Origin of the sequence: Stenotrophomonas sp. 57, from assembly GCF_030291075.1 — a bacterium.
Taxonomy (GTDB): Bacteria; Pseudomonadota; Gammaproteobacteria; order Xanthomonadales; family Xanthomonadaceae; genus Stenotrophomonas.
Genome location: NZ_CP127407.1, coordinates 168,090 through 183,418, shown reverse-complemented (window position 1 = coordinate 183,418; position 15,329 = coordinate 168,090). Strand labels below are relative to the sequence as shown.

Sequence of the window (15,329 nt, the reverse complement as noted above, 5' to 3'; positions counted from 1 at the left end):
GAGAGAGAGGAGGCGGTCGACAGGTGTGAATTATCCGTTAGGGGGTCTAATCGATCCTGAATATTGAACTGACTGGTATGTAAATAAGGCTCCCGTTCAGGGAACTCCCTATCCCACCGCTAGTAGCCACGTGCTCATAGTTGGTCACTTGTGCCCGAACTATGGGAACTGTGAGTATTGAGATGCCATAGGTTCGACAGAGCTCGCCTAAGGCTGACTTCAGATCAGTGCCTCGATCGATGACGATCACGTGTGGAAGCTGCGCATGCTTGCGCACATAGTTTCTCAGCAGGATTAGAGGCCCTTCGCGCCGAGCAGGACCGAAGACAAAGGCATGGGCCATAACCTTGGACGACGCTTCGTCACGGCCGCAGTAGAGTATCGGGCAGTGGTCTTGCTGCCCTTCGTCTTCGTGTGTGAAGACTCTATTGTCGACCTTGGTTGCATCGATGTGCAGGACAGAATGTACGGAAAGCGCCTGGCCTGACCTAAACCGAGCATCGGAACGCGGCCTGTTTGCTTGATAGTTTCGCTTTCCGCCAACAGCAAGGTCGCGTTGCTCCCTTGAAACGGATCTCACTCTTCTGACGAGCGCCTTCCGACCAGGCACAGGAACGCCAGCACACTTGCACTGCAGTGCTAGCTCTCGATGCAGATCGGCTAGCGTCGCAACCTTGCCTTTTAGCCAATGTGAGCCTATGACTCCACTTACAAGCTCTGATTGCGCGCGAGTGAGACGACTCGATCGGTTCCCGGACTTTGCGTAGTTGGTGATGAGATCATCTAAAGGATTGCGACCCTCTGCGCGCGCTAGTCTCACCCGCTCCTCCAACTTCCTCATCTTGGGTGTCGCTCGCTTTCCTTCACGAGCAATGCATTCAAGTTTCTTCAGTCTTGCAATTGCCTTTTCCACATCAACTGAACTTGCGAGCGAAGCTGGGCCACTAGCTTCGGCATACAAGTTGTCGATGTTCTTGCTGCACTCGGCCGCAATTGCTTCCGCCTGCTCTTGACTTAGGCTTAAGAGAAAGTTGCGTGTGTCGGTAATCGGTATGTGCTCTATGGGCCCGTGGACTAGCCTATCTGCCAAGAGTCCTGCGGCGACCCCAGTGTTGAACCAAGGGATCTTCTCCATAAGGAACGCGATGCTTTTTGGCCCCATGGAGAGCTGCTTTTCCACTGCAGCAAAGCCCTCTCGGCGTACCATTGAGAGATCTTCATCCCAGTTCTGGTAGATGAACTGCAAGTTCCTGTGGTATCGACTGATGTTGCTTGGCGAGGCCCAGATCTTGTAGTCGATTCCATGGGATGCAGCCCATCGTTCATACACCAGGTTGCGATGTTTCCCATCGTCCAGTATCCACTCATCGGGCTTTCTCTCCACTAGCGTCCTGAGTTTAGAGATGGACTTGCACTCGACGATTTCCACGGAGGACCGTCGAACCACAAAGAAGTCCGCATGGGCGGTGCACACATGATTGCCGCGCCTTATGCCATAGCAAGTCACCTGGCAAACGTATGAGATGACGTCAGGATCAAGCTCTAGCTCAAATGCAAATGTTTGCTCGACTGTGTGACTCTCCAGCCTGCGCACATCGCGACACTTTCGTGAATAGAAGTCGACGATCACATTGTCCAGCGCATATGCGCCAACGCTGCGCCCTGGGTCCTGGCCGAAGAGCTCGAGTGCGAAGGACCTATCTTCTGCTGACAGATCTAGCGTTCTTAGATGATCCCTTAACTGGTCTGGAGTCATTGCCATCTCCCTCATGGCGGGAGATGGCCGCACGGCCCGGAACCGGACCGACGGCGTGGGTCGGGGATATCACGTATGTCCCCACCCGTCAGGGATGGCTGCATCTGGCCGTGGTCATCAGCGTCCAGACCCGGCAGGTGCTGGGCTACAGCGTTTCCAAGCGCCTGACTGAAGAGCTGGTGGTGAAAGCATTTGCCAATGCTTGGGCTCTGCATCCACAACGACCCGGCCTGATCTTCCATTCAGATCGTGGTGGGCAGTACTGGGGGAACCAGTTTCGCCAGCTGCTGCAGTCCCATGACGTGGTCCAAAGCATGAGCCGGCCTGGCAATTGCTGGGACAACGCGGTGGCCGAGAGCTTCTTTGCGACGCTCAAGACAGAAGAGGCTGCCGAGCCTTACGCCAGTAGGGAACAAGCCAGCCAATCCATCGCTGCTTACATCCACGGCTTCTATAATCCAGCCCGGCTACACTCGGCGCTGGGCTATCGCTCGCCTAACAACTACGCCCGGCAGCTCCCGGCTGTCGCATGAAACGGCTTCATGGCGTCCGTTTTCAGGGGGCCAGATCAGATCTTCTTTAGGCAAAGCTTCTCTTGGATAGTCGACACTTTTCTGGACACGAATTGCCCCAAGTACGAGCTGAGGGGCAGAACTCACTGAGATGGCGTGGTAAAACTCATCCGAACTCACCCCTAGGCACTAGCCGTATGAAGATCCCTGCCAACCTGATAGGCGCTCTCGCCGGCCCCACCGCCAGCCTTACAGCGGATGTGGCCTCGGCAGTATGGGAAGCGGCGCTAGACGAGAACGTCCTGGGTAAGGTACCCGTAGTGTCCATTGTGCTTGCCGTACGTCAGGGAGCGGCGGCGATAAGTGATCGTCTGTACGCCGCAAAAGTAGCCCGGTTCCTGGTCGGCGCTGAGAACCTATCGGCCAGCGAACGAGCCCGTGTCGTCGACGAACTCGCTGGAACAGAAGCAAAGCGAGAGCGGTTAGGCGAGTTGCTGCTGGACAAGCTCAACCGCGCGGACCCACTACATAAACCAAAGATGCTGGCCGATCTGTTCGTCGCTGTTGGAAGGCGCAAGATTCCGGCCTCAGACTTTGATCGCCTTTCAGACATGGTGCTCAGCGTATTCCTCGGCGACCTGAGGGATCTCGCCGAGAGGGGAAGCATAGAAGATGTCACTGAAAGCCGCCGCTTCGCACTTCAAGCCTCCGGCTTCCTCGCGTGGGAGGTTGACACGGTGTACGCAGGTGCAGGAGCAAGCTTGAAATGGTCAATCACCGCTGACGGCAGCACTATTCTTAATCACTGCCCACTAGGCGATAGTTGAATGTCTGCACGCTCGCATCAGCGGGCATATCAGCGCTGAACAAGCTGCGCCTGCAGTGCGTACTGGTACTCCCGCCACGCCTTTTGAGCGGGAAGCACACCACTGGCAGCCCCGCAAAAAGTGTGGACAAACGCGGATAATTTCGAGGCGAGTTCTGCACTTGGAACAGTTGGCACTGGCTACCGGTGGCAACGGATGGAGTTTCGCCCTCGCGTGGCAGAGCATTGGTCGGTGTCCGCTTCTGGCCGATAGCGGACATGACAAGCAATGTGCCCCTATTGGTTGAGCTCGGTACTGGGTCCCATTGCCTGGTGCAAGGCGGCTGGCTGCGGGGGCCGCCAGCCTACGCACGCGGAAGTGGACCTGCCCGATGCCCTGGAGGCAGTAGGCGACCGACAACGCCACGATCTCTTTGCCGGATCCGTAGCGCCGACGCGGTAGGCCACCAGGCAGGGGCCCTCGCTCTAGCCGAACTACTTCAGCCCATTGGCGTGCCTGCTCAGATGTGAGGCGCCATTAGATGTAAAGCAAGGCTGCTAGCTGTAACTGAAAATCCCATGCTCTACTAATCAATCTAAGCCATGCTGATTTGTTCTGTGGCCTCCCTATCTGCTGGTCGCGGAGGTACGATCTCTTGGCAGATTGCCCCATTCTCCATCACTATGATGCGATCGGCGCTAGCAATCGTTTCTGGGCGGTGTGCGATGATCAATCTTGTTAGTGAAAGCTTTTTTATGGAGTCATTTACTAGTTTTTCACGAACAATATCCAGGTGGCTCGTTGCTTCGTCGAGTAGCAGGATCTTTGGCTGTCGATATAGAGCCCTGGCGAGAAGGATTCTTTGCTTCTGTCCGCCGGAGAGGGAACTTCCCATGTCACCAATTAAGCTGAAATAGCCCATGGGCATGGCCTCGATATCCTCGCTGACGGATGCCAGTCCTGCCGATTGATGGACAAGATCCTGGTCAACTGGGCTGGTAAAGAAGGAAATGTTGTCCGATATGCTGCCAGCAAATAGCTGGTCTTCCTGCATCACGGCGGCCATATGCGAACGCGCGTTTTCCGGATTGGTTGAATTGACCCCAGCTTCACCAATAAATATCTCTCCTTCCGTGGGCTTCAAGAGTCCCAGGATGAGCTTTAGAAGAGTGCTTTTGCCACAGCCGGAGGCGCCGACAATGGCTAGAGAATCCCCCTCCTCAATTACAAATGAGCAGTTTCTAACCACCCATGGCTCTCCATCGCCATAGCGAAAAGATACATTTCGGACATCAATCTTTCCTGCTGGGGGGGGGGTGTTAATGGCGTCGACAATAGAATCTGGAGGGGTTAGGGCGATATCAGCTAGTCGCTCGCCATGGAGGCGAAGCATTTTGAACTCAACCAGGCGATCAATCAGGGATCCCGTCCGCTGCGCGAACTGATCTCTGTATGCAAGATAAGCTACAAGCATGCCAACAGAAAAAATATTATCCAGCGCGAAAATTGCCCCAAGCCAGATAACAGCGATTCTCTCGAACCCAAAGATCCCTTGGCTGCTGGCTGCGAATAAAATCCCAAGCTTTGCTAAGCCAGCCTCTCTATTGACCGAATCAACAACTAAGTTGTTGTAAACGGCGGTCCTTGATGCTTCCTGGCCTGCAATCTTAAGGCTCTGTATGCCTCTGATTGACTCAAGGAGGTGACCCTGTTGTCGCGCTGAAGAGATCAACTGGCGTTCAGTATCGCTCCGAACTCTACTGAAGGCGGCTGCACGGCATGCAAGATAGATACACATCGCTGCGCAGGAAATCGCTGCCAACTTCCAGCTGTATGCGAGCATAAGCCCGACTGTCACGGCGGCCATCAAGCCATCTATTATCGCTTCAACAAATGACGTGGTCATTGTCCGTTGGATGGACTGTACTGATGCCGCTCGCGAAGTAATGTCTCCGAGATTCCTTTTCTCAAAGAATTCCAATGGCAACCTAACTAGATGGGCAAAAATATTTCCCATCCACTGAATGCTTAGCTGGGACGAGAGGTGAACAACCGCGGCCCCCCGAACCAGATTAATCACAACCTGCACGGCAAGTGACAGTCCGAATCCTAGCGCCAGGATGGTCAGGAGATCTCGGTCAGCTGACACCAACGCCTGATCGATCGTCCACTGAAGGAAGAATGGGGCGGTTACAACGAAGACTTGAAGTGCAAGCGAAAGGCCAAGGACGGAAATCAGGCTTTTCCAAAGCCCGCTAACCTTGCCGGTTAGTTGCTTAATCGAAATGGAGGGGGCTGATTTTCTGGCGAGGAAGTCGCTATTCGGTGTGAGCTCGAGAGCGATCCCCGTAAAATGCTTTGAGGCACTTTCGAGGCTGACGAATTTTTCCCCGAAGGCGGGATCGGCAATAAATATTCCCGACTTTGATGCCTTCTTTAATACCACAAAATGATTTAGGTCCCAGTGCAGTATGCAGGGTGTCCTCAGTTCGCCAAGGTTCTCGATTTCAAGGCGAAGGGCCCTCCCCGAGAGGCCAAGGTGCTGCGCCGCTTCGATTATTTGAGAAAGCCTCGCCCCCTTGAGTGAAAAAGAAAAGCGCTGCCTCATCTCCATTAGGCTAACCGAATGACCATGGGCATCGGCGATCATGGCTAGTGCCACTAAGCCGCACTCGGCGGCCTCAGATTGAAGAAGAATGCGCATTCAATTTACCTTTAGCGCCTAGGTCGATCAATCTGGCGCCACCTGGGAGTTCTGTTCTGGTCAAGCGGCAAAATAGTCAGTCTTTCCGATTTTCTGAAAGCTTAGATACGCCGTACGCGACAATAACGGAGGCGGAGCCGGCGATCATCAGCAAGAGACTTGATTTTTCATATCCAGATTTTAGTGCGATTGCTCCGATGGCTAGAATGTATGCGGAGTACGCGTGCTTGGCTTTCAACACGGGGATTTACCTTTTTGCAGGTGGGTGCGCGACTCCCCCGGCTAGCAGGGGGAGTCACGCTGGATCAATCAGAAGGCGTCGTAGAAGCCTTGCAGGAAGCCGCTGACGAAATCACTAATCACTCGGCCTGCCTCAATGTACTCGTTGCCAGAGACTGGCGGAGCGCCTGCCGTGCCTGCGCCGCCGGAAATCATGTCGATCTCATAAACGTTAAGTTCTTTCATGTTTTTCTCCTTGAATTCAGGACGTGGCTACGGCGGTGTAAATGGCGATGGCAACGGCCAGTGCGATGGACGTCTTGCCCACGAAATTACCGACGGCGTAGCCGGCGTCGTAGGCTTCGGATCCGCCGGAGACTTCGGCGATCTCGGAGATCGTGATTTCACGCATTTCTATTATTCCTTGTCTTAGTTGATAGTCGTTAAACATTAAATCGAAATATCGACTTCTTAGCTTCTACTTCCTTTCTCAACTTCAACCATTGGACTTACCCCTAAGCGAGTACAATGGCTCCAACACCCATTCAATCAGGCGTCGTTTTTCGCCCATGACATCAGCATCTGTGAGCATGCCGGGCTTTAATTGCTCTTCATTTCCGTAAGCGACAACGGTTTGCCTAGACAGGCGAACTGTTACTCGATACAGCGGCTCCCCCCCCTTTGCGCCAGGGCTCTCGGATGTCTCTTGGGTTCCTACCGGGCTCCTGCTTATCTGGCTTACGACACCATGTTGATGTCCGAACTTTTGATAAGGGAAGGCTTGGTATCTCAGGTAGACCTGATCTCCAACTTTGATAAATCCGATTGCTCTGGACGGTGCCAGGAGGTCGGCCTCCAGCTTCGAATCCTGTTGCACGACGGTGAATAGCGGATCACCACTTTGAACGGATTGTCCCGCCTTAACTAGTTGCGTTGCGATTGTTCCGCTTACCGGAGATCTGACGATTAGCGCGTCTTGGGCTTCGGACTGGATTCGCTCTTGCTCAAGTTGGGCCAAGTCTTTCCTGAAATTGGCTGACGCTGCATCCAGCCGAGCAGGGAGCTCCTGCGCAGATTGCGATAATTGTTCGATTGTTCGCCTAATCACAGATGCTTGGCGACCAAGTGATTGCGCTTGTCCTTGATACTCAAGCGCGGTGGTACGTTGCTGGTCGACCTGAATCCGACTCACGAATTGGGAGCCTTCGACGCTGACAAGTCTTTCCAGAGTCGAGAAGGCGATCTTGGCTTGAGCTTCTCTCGTAGCTATCTCTTTCTCAATTTGCGCCAACTCGGCCCTTGCTGATGCCAGTTGCTGTGCTGTTCCCTCGGCCTGGGCCTTCAGCTGGTCGCGTTGAGCTTGATCAGCCGCCTCCAAGCCTGCGCGGCGTTGAGATAGCTGAAGCTGCATCTGAAGCTGGGTGCTCCCTAAGCGCTCAGTGAATCTTGGGGTTGAGATGGCGGTGAGCTTGTCACCGGCAGAGACTGCATCTCCCTCTTCGCCGAAGACGGCATCTATGTTCCCTGTCAGAGGCGCTACGACTACTGAGAATCCACTCGTAGGGATCAGACGGCCCGAGACGGTGGTCCGGTGCGTATATGTGCACAGGAATAGGAATGCTAGAACGGCTGATGCCGAACCGACAGAAAGCAACGTCAAGACATGCGCTCTGATGGGTTGAGCCAAGACCACCGAGCCTAGCCAATTGTCCCGCTTTGCCTCCAACACCTCTTTGCGAAAAAGCGTCCTGCTCATCCCAGAAATCCGTTTCCGCGCCGCTCCGATGAATCGAATATAAATCGCAATGAACACGCAGTGCAATGCTCATTTCATAGATTTCTTCCGCCAATATTTTGACGATCAGGTGCGGCGAAGTCTGCAATCGGCAAGCGGTTAGGTGGTTGGTCGCTGCACGGCTGAATCACGGTCAGAGAAGTACACCGTGGCCAATTTGAATCACGCGCGACCTATGCCCGTGTTGATCATTGCGTGGACCCGATGGAACACGACGATGTCTTGGTCGCGTGGCGCTGTCATCGTATAGCGGTGGCGCCCCACCTATGGAACAGCTCGGATACAACCACTCCCGCCTCCTTTCCGATGGTTCAGGCAGCAACTGCGTCTGTTCGCTCCAAGTGGGGGCGATGGAACATGCGACGGGTAGCAAAGGTCGCCTAGCCCTCAACATGGTGTCCACGCCACTAATGGAGCAACGGTTGGTGGTAGGCCTGGATTGAGAGTCACAGCGCTTGGTGGGGTAGCCCGGGGACTGAGGTTGGCGGTCGTGCTGGATGTGCCTGTCCTCAACGAGCTTGGCGCGGCCTAGGTCGTCATGGCCACCAAGAATGAGACGGCCCTTGCACCTAGGTGGAGTGGATCCTCGCTGAGCAGGCCATTGGTCGGCGGTGAAGTAGCCGGCGCGGATGTGCGGCAGATCGGCGCTCGCTCTGCCGTTACGTGAAGCTGTTCTGGACTTTGGTCCATGGATATAGGGCAGAGCCCAACTCCTGGCGAGAAGGCGCGGCGGCAATCATTGCGACCTTTCTCCAGCGATTTGCTGTCCTGCACGAACTCGCTAGTTCATCCTACCCACACCGCACCCATGATCGAGGCACACACCGTCGCAGCGGCAAGGCCATGCTTCTTCATTCGTCACCCCGCACAAAAGCAGAACGTCACGTCCACAAGCGCGTCCTCAGCCCTGTGGCCGAACCCGCTCGTGGATGAAAGCGGTAAGTGCCAGGTCGGCCATCACCAGCCCCTCCATCACCCGGTCGCCCACGTACTGCTCCGGCTCGCCGTTCTGCCGCGTGCGTTCGGCGGCCAGCAGGATCTCCTGCACGATGCGCTGGCCGGTGAGCGCGCAGTCGGCGTCGGACAACGCCATCTGCCGGCTGCGTAGATGGTGCCGCTCGGGCCAGGGCTGGCCGTCGGCCGAAGCGCCCGCGCCGATGGCGTGCAGGATGGCGATGAGGCTGTTGGGGTCCGGGGCCGGGGCGGCCGAGGGCGCTTCCTGGATCGGGCGCGGGGGCGGGGAGTGCGGCGTGGTCATGGCGGGCTCCGTGCATGCAGGCGGACGCCGCCACCGATAAAGGTGGCGGGCAGAGCGTGGCTCGAAAACCGGTGTGTGATGATCGCCGGTGGGCACGAGGCCCCCACGCCCCGCCCGCCATAGCCGGCAGACGGATTGCCAGCCGGCACCACGCAAGGTGATGCCGGCTGGCAAGCGCAAACTTCATCACAACAACGGGTTTTCGAGTCCCGACCACCGATGCACGGTGGCGCAGTAACGATTACCTGCTGTTGTGCGGAATGCCAAGGCGATGCTCTTTGGCCCAGTGAGCAGTTGCTTCTGCACGTCATTGAATCCTTCACGACGGATGAGGCTAAGTTCCTCGTCCCAGTGATGAACCATGAACTGGAGATTTCGATGATGCGTGCCGTTGACCCTTGGTGATGTCCATACCCTGTAGGTTTTCGATACAGGCCATCTTCCACAATCCATTCGTTGGGCTTTGCCTGAACGAGCTTTTCCAGCTTGGAGGCCGGCTTGCATTCCACCACCTCCACTGATTGACGACGGATGACGAGGAAGTCCGCGTGGGCATTTGACACATGTCGGCCTCTTCGGACGCCACGGCATGTGACTTGACAGATGTAGGCGACGACGTCCGGATCCAGCTCAAGCTGAAATCCAACCACCCGGCTGACGATGATGGAGGCTCGCCTGGGGCAGGGGACGTTCCGTCGTGAAATGCTGAGGTTGTGGGATCACCGCTGTGCGGTCACGGACTGCACTGTACGGGCCCTGATCCGAGCATCGCATGCCCAGCCATGGGCGCATGAAGTCACTGAGGACCAGTGGCTCCCGGGAGGCCAAGATCCAAGACTGGATCCGCACAACGGCCTGCCGCTGGTCGGCACTCTTGACCTGCTGTTCGACGCCGGACTGATGACCTTCGACGACGATGGTGATGCCATCTTTGCGGACAAGCAGGTCAGGAAGCAGTTGGCGGACGCCGGTCTGATTCCAGAGAACATCTGTCTGCGCAAAGCACCGGGAGATCGCCTGAAGCACTACCTGGCCATCCACCGCGGCAGGGTGTTCAAGGGCAAGCTGCCCCGCAGCCGGACACGCTGACATCCTTGGCGGATGCCAGAGCCTCACTTGATGATCAGCCACAGTGCACAGCTGACCATCGGCGTCATGGTGCCTGATTCATAAACCGAGGCCTCGCGCTGCCTTTCGATCAACGAGCGGTACCGTCCAACATGGCCAATAGCGCCAGATGGGTTCAAAGCCATCGCCATACTGCTGGTTGTGCGCCCCGCACTGCCGCAACGGTACTTAAGGCGGTGGGACGGCAACCTGCGCGCGGCGGCGGAAAAGCCCTCGCTATGACATCGGCTTCATACTCATGAATTGGCAGTCTTGAGTAAGCGCAAGGCGATCGGCCGGGCTGCATCAGCTCGTCCTATCCCGCTTGTTAAGGTTTATTGATGGGGGGCTTTCACAGCTCATCCACGTACTCAAATTCCAGCTGAAAGCGTTTGTCAGCAGCGGGAACAAACGCCGCTATATTCCAGCTTCCCCAGACGAAGGAGGGAGTGCAATGAACCTGAACCCGCAACACATGAAGACGGCCCGCGCACTTGCTGTAGCGCTCATCGCCACCGTCAGCCTTGGCGCCTGCGCCTCTTACAAGAACGAGTTTGCAACCATCAACTCGCGTCTCGATCAGCTCGACGTAAAGGTGCAGGGTGCTGCGCAGAGTGCGGAGTCCGCCAACCAGTCCGCACAGCAGGCCAACCAGCGCCTGGACCAGATCGAAGGTCGCGTGCAGCAGCTTGAAAGGGCGCCGGCCGGCCGCAAGCCGCGCGGGTAACCGCTCCCTCACTGATTGAGTTGATCCACCTCTGTATAGGGAACCAGTGGCCTTCGCCGGCCACTGGCGTCCTTCCAACCAAGAATGCATTGCAAGGAGCTGTCCCATTCGTACTTCCTCCTCCCCTGCACGCCGCGCCCTCCATGCCGCACTGGCCATGGCACTGGTCGTTGCATGCAGCGGCGTAGCCAACGCCAGGGACAAGGACGCACCTGCACCACCGGTGACCGCCGTTGATGAACTTCCGCCCGACCAGAGCGTGTCCGAAACGGTGATCGAGCTGGCCGGCTGGGTGGTCGCCAGCAAGGACAACCAGGGCTATCCGTTTGCGGTCATGGACAAGGCGGCGGCGCAGGTTCTGATCTTCAGCGGCGATGGCAAGCTGCGCGGCGCGGCACCGGCGCTGTTCGGTTCGGCCATCGGCGATCATTCCGCACCCGGCGTCGCCAAGCTCGCGCTGAGCGCGATTCCCGGCCACGACCGGACCACGCCGGCCGGCCGCTTCATCGGTGGCTACGGCCCGTCCGACGATGCCGGGCGCGTGCTGTGGGTGGACTACGATTCCGCCGTATCGATGCACCCGCTGCCGCCGGGCAGCCCAAAGGAAAAGCGCGCCGAGCGGTTGGCATCGCCCACGCCGGACGACAACCGCGTCACCCACGGTTGCATCAACGTCTCGCCCGCGTTCTATGCGCAGATCGTGCAGCCCATGTTCGAGAAGGGCGGCGTGTTCTACATCCTGCCGGACAAGGATTCGATCGCGAAGACCTTCCCGGAATTCGCGCAGAGCCGCGGCGATGCAAAGGACGAGGACGAAAAAGGCGCGCGGCGCGCAAGCAAGTAATGCGCCCATCCGCGGATCAGGAGTTCAGGAGGCCGCAGCTCCTGCGGCCCGCGCCAATGCCGCGGCGTGCGCGTCGCCCTTCCGCTCACTGTAGCGGTCCACCAGGTAGTCCGACCGGCCTCGCGTCAGCAGCGTGAACTTCACCAGTTCCTCCATCACGTCCACCACGCGGTCGTAGTACGGCGAGGGCTTCATTCGGCCGTCGTCATCGAATTCCTGCCAGGCCTTGGCCACCGATGACTGATTGGGGATGGTCAGCATGCGCATCCAACGTCCAAGTACGCGCAGCGTGTTGACCGTGTTGAACGACTGCGAGCCACCGCTCACCTGCATCACCGCCAGCGTCCTGCCCTGCGTGGGTCGCACGCTGCCATCTTCCAGCGGCAACCAGTCGATCTGGTTCTTGAACACGCCGGTGACCGTGCCATGCCGCTCGGGGCTGACCCAGACCTGGCCTTCCGACCACTGCGACCAGGCGCGCAGCCGCTGCACGTCGGGATGACTCGAATCCACGCTGTCCAGCATCGGCAGCGCATGCGGATCGAACACGCGGGTCTCGCACCCCAGGTGACGCAGCAGCCGTTCGGCTTCCAGCGCCAGCTTGCGGCTGAAGGATTGCGGCCGAAGCGATCCGTAAAGCAGCAGGATGCGGGGCGGCCCCAGATCTGCCGCAGCGAGCTGGTGATGATCGGGCGGGGGCAACGACGATTCCACCAGATTGGGCAGGTGGGCACTTGTAACGGGCTTATTCATTCGACTATTCTAGAAATATGGAAACGTTGAATGCAATCGCCGCTCTGACTGCCCTGGGTCACGCCACTCGCCTGGCCGCGTTCCGCCTGCTGGTGGAGGCCGGCCCGGCAGGCCGCATGGCGGGCGACATTGCCACGGCCCTGCAGGTGCCACCGGCCACGCTCAGCTTCCACCTGAAGGAGCTTGTGCAGGCCGGGCTGGTGCAGAGCGAAAACCGGGGCCGCCATGTCTGCTATCGGGCCAACTTCGATGCCATGAACGGCTTGATCGAGTACCTCACGCATAACTGCTGCGCGGGTTCACCCAGCGAGGAGTGCTCGTCCGTAGCACTTGCATGCAAGTGCTGAGACCGCACACGGCCTTCCCCATCGAAGCGATTGCCCCATGAACCGTTCTGTCCTCTTCCTCTGTACCGGCAACAGCGCCCGCAGCGTGCTGGCCGAAGCCACGCTGCGCGCCTGGGGCGGCGATCATTTCACCGCCTTCAGTGCCGGCAGCCAGCCCACCGGCCAGGTCAATCCGTTCGCGCTGGCGCAGCTGCAGGCCGAAGGGATGCCGATCGATGGCTTGCACAGCAAATCGTGGGATGTGTTCGTGGACGCGGCCCCGATGGACCTGGTGATCACCGTGTGCGACGCGGCAGCCGCCGAAGCCTGCCCGGTGGTGTTCGGTGACTTCATCCGAAGCCACTGGGGCCTGCCCGATCCGGCGGCCGTAGCGGGTAGCAATGCCGACAAGGCCGCGGCCTTCGCGCAGGCCCATGCCATCGTGAAGCTGCGCCTGCGTGCATTGCTCGCGCTGCCCGAATCGGTGTGGTCCGATCGCGAGGCGATGCAGCACGCACTGGACCGGATCGGCCAGTTGCTGCCGGCCGACGGCACCCCGTGACGGCGCCACTACCATGAGCCTGTTCGAGCGACACCTGACCCTGTGGGTTGTGCTGTGCATTGCGGCCGGCACCCTGCTGGGCCACGTGCTACCCGATGCCTTCGCGGTGCTTGCCTCCGCCGAAGTGGCCAAGGTCAACCTGCCGGTTGCGGTGCTGATCTGGCTGATGATCATCCCGATGCTGCTGAAGGTCGACTTCACTGCGATGCGCCAGTTGCAGCAGCACTGGAAGGGCATTGGCGTAACGCTGTTCATCAACTGGGCGGTCAAGCCATTCTCGATGGCGCTGCTGGGCTGGCTGTTCCTGCGCCATGCCTTCGCAGACTGGCTGCCGCCGGGGCAGATCGACAGCTATATCGCCGGGTTGATCCTGCTGGCTGCCGCGCCCTGCACCGCAATGGTGTTCGTGTGGAGCAACCTGTGCCGTGGCGATGCGAATTTCACCCTGAGCCAGGTGGCGTTGAACGACGCGATCATGGTGGTCGCCTACGCGCCGGTGGTTGCACTGCTGCTGGGCCTGTCAGCGGTCACCGTGCCGTGGGATACCCTGCTGCTGTCGGTGGGCCTCTACATCGTGGTGCCAGTGCTGGTGGCTGCGTTGCTGCGGCGCTGGATCCTGTTGCGTCGTGGCGAGGCGGCGCTGCAGCGGGTGCTTCGCCAACTGGCGCCCGTCTCGTTGAGTGCGCTGCTGCTCACGCTGGTGCTGCTGTTCGGCTTCCAGGGCCGACAGATCGTGGAGCAGCCACTGGTGATCGCACTGATTGCAGTGCCGATCCTGATCCAGGTCTATTTCACTTCCGGCCTGGCCTACCTGCTCAATCGTCGGCTGGGCGTAGCGCATTGCGTGGCCGGCCCGTCTGCGCTGATTGGTGCCAGCAATTTCTTCGAACTGGCTGTGGCGACAGCCGTGGGACTGTTCGGCGTGCATTCGGGGGCGGCGCTGGCCACTGTGGTGGGCGTGCTGATCGAAGTGCCGGTGATGCTGTCCGTGGTGCGGATCGTAAATCGCACTCAGGGCTGGTATGAGAGGCGCGGGGAGCGCTGACAGACCAGGCGCGCGGCCAGCGTGGTCCTGCAGTGTCGATGTCCGATCCGGCGGGTAATCCGTCTGCCGGCCATGGCGGGCGGAGCGTGGCGGCTGCCGTCTGTCCTGCACGGAGCTCTTGCCATGAGCACACCCGAATCCTCCCGCCTGCGGCGCTGCGGAGCGCGCCACATCACTCGCAGAGCGCGCTGTCTTCCTTCAACGCGGCATCCTGCAGTGGCTGGCGCTGTTCGATCTGCGCACGCTGTTCCGCCGTCGGCTCACCCAGCCACCACACACGGCAGCGCGCGGTGAGGCGGCCGACCATCTTCGCCTGCGTGGGTGAATACAGCATCGCCAACGCGGTGCCGGGGCAATCGTGGGCCTGGCAGGCGGTGTAGAACCACCACGGCTCGCCCTGCAGCACCACCAGCTCGCCAGGGCCGCTGGGTCCGCTCAACAGGCGCTTGCGCAACGACGGAATCTCCTTGTCGGTGGATTCGGCGTCCTGCGTGCCCTTCATCAGCGCCTCGAACGCGGTCAGCACCTTCGGGTCCTTGCGGCCGCAGTCGTCCACGGTGTTGCCGCCCACCAGGGTGAAGAAGTGGGTCGCCAGCGGATTGTCCGCGCAGGTGAGTTCGCCGCCGGCACTCGGGTCTTCCGGTTCGCCTTCGTTGTCGCCGTCTTCGATGGACGGTTCCTTCTCGACCACGGTGGCCGTAGCGGCCGGTGCGTCGGTGGTCGGCGCTGGCGGCGCCGCAGGCGCGGTCCCGGTCGCCTTCTCCGGCGCCTGCCCGCAGGCTGCCAGCAATGCGACCATCGATGACATCGCGATCGTTCGAATCTTCATTCCCTGTCCTGTTCCTTCCATTCGGTACCCGGTGCGTACGCCCGTTACGCAGCCGCCGCAGACACGATTGTACGGATACAGGCCAC

At 59.0% G+C, this 15,329-nt stretch carries 16 protein-coding genes; 8 read left to right on the top strand and 8 right to left on the bottom strand.

Annotated features, from left to right (window positions below; all coding sequences use genetic code 11):
* Window positions 1-46: 46 nt before the first annotated feature.
* Complete coding sequence (locus tag QP512_RS00785) at window positions 47-1,756, bottom strand: hypothetical protein (protein WP_286070573.1); 1,710 nt, start codon at window positions 1,754-1,756, stop codon at window positions 47-49.
* A gap of 110 nt (window positions 1,757-1,866) precedes the next feature.
* Between QP512_RS00785 and QP512_RS00780 the strand changes: the two genes are divergently transcribed.
* Window positions 1,867-2,289, top strand: coding sequence for an integrase core domain-containing protein (locus tag QP512_RS00780; RefSeq protein ID WP_286070572.1), 423 nt, complete (start codon window positions 1,867-1,869; stop codon window positions 2,287-2,289).
* A gap of 299 nt (window positions 2,290-2,588) precedes the next feature.
* Window positions 2,589-3,095, top strand: a complete 507-nt coding sequence (locus tag QP512_RS00775) for a hypothetical protein (protein ID WP_286070571.1) — start codon at window positions 2,589-2,591, stop codon at window positions 3,093-3,095.
* A 574-nt stretch (window positions 3,096-3,669) separates the two neighbouring features.
* On the opposite strand, the gene QP512_RS00770 is transcribed toward QP512_RS00775, so the two are convergent.
* From QP512_RS00770 to QP512_RS00750, 5 genes are all read right to left on the bottom strand, one after another.
* A complete protein-coding gene (locus QP512_RS00770; RefSeq protein WP_286070570.1) occupies window positions 3,670-5,778 on the bottom strand; it encodes a peptidase domain-containing ABC transporter in 2,109 nt (702 codons plus the stop codon).
* A gap of 309 nt (window positions 5,779-6,087) precedes the next feature.
* Window positions 6,088-6,243, bottom strand: coding sequence for a hypothetical protein (locus QP512_RS00765; protein ID WP_286070569.1), 156 nt, complete (start codon window positions 6,241-6,243; stop codon window positions 6,088-6,090).
* A 16-nt stretch (window positions 6,244-6,259) separates the two neighbouring features.
* A complete protein-coding gene (locus QP512_RS00760; RefSeq protein WP_286070568.1) occupies window positions 6,260-6,409 on the bottom strand; it encodes a hypothetical protein in 150 nt (49 codons plus the stop codon).
* Window positions 6,410-6,493: 84 nt separating this feature from the next.
* On the bottom strand, window positions 6,494-7,753 hold the full coding sequence (locus QP512_RS00755; protein WP_286070567.1) for an HlyD family efflux transporter periplasmic adaptor subunit: 1,260 nt from the start codon (window positions 7,751-7,753) through the stop codon (window positions 6,494-6,496).
* A 940-nt stretch (window positions 7,754-8,693) separates the two neighbouring features.
* Window positions 8,694-9,050: a hypothetical protein gene (locus QP512_RS00750; protein WP_286070566.1), complete on the bottom strand. Its 357-nt coding sequence runs from the start codon at window positions 9,048-9,050 to the stop codon at window positions 8,694-8,696.
* 663 nt (window positions 9,051-9,713) lie between these two features.
* On the opposite strand from QP512_RS00750, the gene QP512_RS00745 reads away from it, so the two are divergent.
* The 3 genes from QP512_RS00745 (at window position 9,714) to QP512_RS00735 (ending at window position 11,728) form a co-directional block, all read left to right on the top strand.
* Window positions 9,714-10,139 carry an HNH endonuclease signature motif containing protein gene (locus tag QP512_RS00745; protein ID WP_286070565.1) on the top strand — a complete coding sequence of 142 codons (426 nt, stop codon included), beginning with the start codon at window positions 9,714-9,716 and terminating at the stop codon, window positions 10,137-10,139.
* A gap of 472 nt (window positions 10,140-10,611) precedes the next feature.
* On the top strand, window positions 10,612-10,884 hold the full coding sequence (locus QP512_RS00740; RefSeq protein ID WP_010487149.1) for a hypothetical protein: 273 nt from the start codon (window positions 10,612-10,614) through the stop codon (window positions 10,882-10,884).
* A 157-nt stretch (window positions 10,885-11,041) separates the two neighbouring features.
* The gene (locus QP512_RS00735) at window positions 11,042-11,728 is read left to right on the top strand and encodes a hypothetical protein (protein WP_286070564.1); all 687 of its coding nucleotides are present in this window, start codon (window positions 11,042-11,044) and stop codon (window positions 11,726-11,728) included.
* Between the two features lie 24 nt (window positions 11,729-11,752).
* Here QP512_RS00735 and arsH read toward each other — a convergent pair whose 3' ends face one another.
* On the bottom strand, window positions 11,753-12,481 hold the full coding sequence (gene arsH / locus QP512_RS00730; RefSeq protein WP_286070563.1) for an arsenical resistance protein ArsH: 729 nt from the start codon (window positions 12,479-12,481) through the stop codon (window positions 11,753-11,755).
* Between the two features lie 17 nt (window positions 12,482-12,498).
* On the opposite strand from arsH, the gene QP512_RS00725 reads away from it, so the two are divergent.
* From QP512_RS00725 to arsB, 3 genes are read left to right on the top strand one after another with little or no spacing between them, the layout of a single operon-like run.
* Window positions 12,499-12,828: a metalloregulator ArsR/SmtB family transcription factor gene (locus QP512_RS00725; protein ID WP_286070562.1), complete on the top strand. Its 330-nt coding sequence runs from the start codon at window positions 12,499-12,501 to the stop codon at window positions 12,826-12,828.
* Window positions 12,829-12,865: 37 nt separating this feature from the next.
* On the top strand, window positions 12,866-13,369 hold the full coding sequence (locus QP512_RS00720) for an arsenate reductase ArsC (protein ID WP_286070561.1): 504 nt from the start codon (window positions 12,866-12,868) through the stop codon (window positions 13,367-13,369).
* Window positions 13,370-13,382: 13 nt separating this feature from the next.
* Window positions 13,383-14,414, top strand: coding sequence for an ACR3 family arsenite efflux transporter (arsB, locus tag QP512_RS00715; RefSeq protein ID WP_286070560.1), 1,032 nt, complete (start codon window positions 13,383-13,385; stop codon window positions 14,412-14,414).
* Window positions 14,415-14,586: 172 nt separating this feature from the next.
* Here arsB and QP512_RS00710 read toward each other — a convergent pair whose 3' ends face one another.
* Window positions 14,587-15,243 (bottom strand): Ivy family c-type lysozyme inhibitor, encoded by a 657-nt coding sequence (locus QP512_RS00710; RefSeq protein WP_286070559.1) that lies wholly within the window; start codon window positions 15,241-15,243, stop codon window positions 14,587-14,589.
* Between the last annotated feature and the right edge of the window lie 86 nt (window positions 15,244-15,329).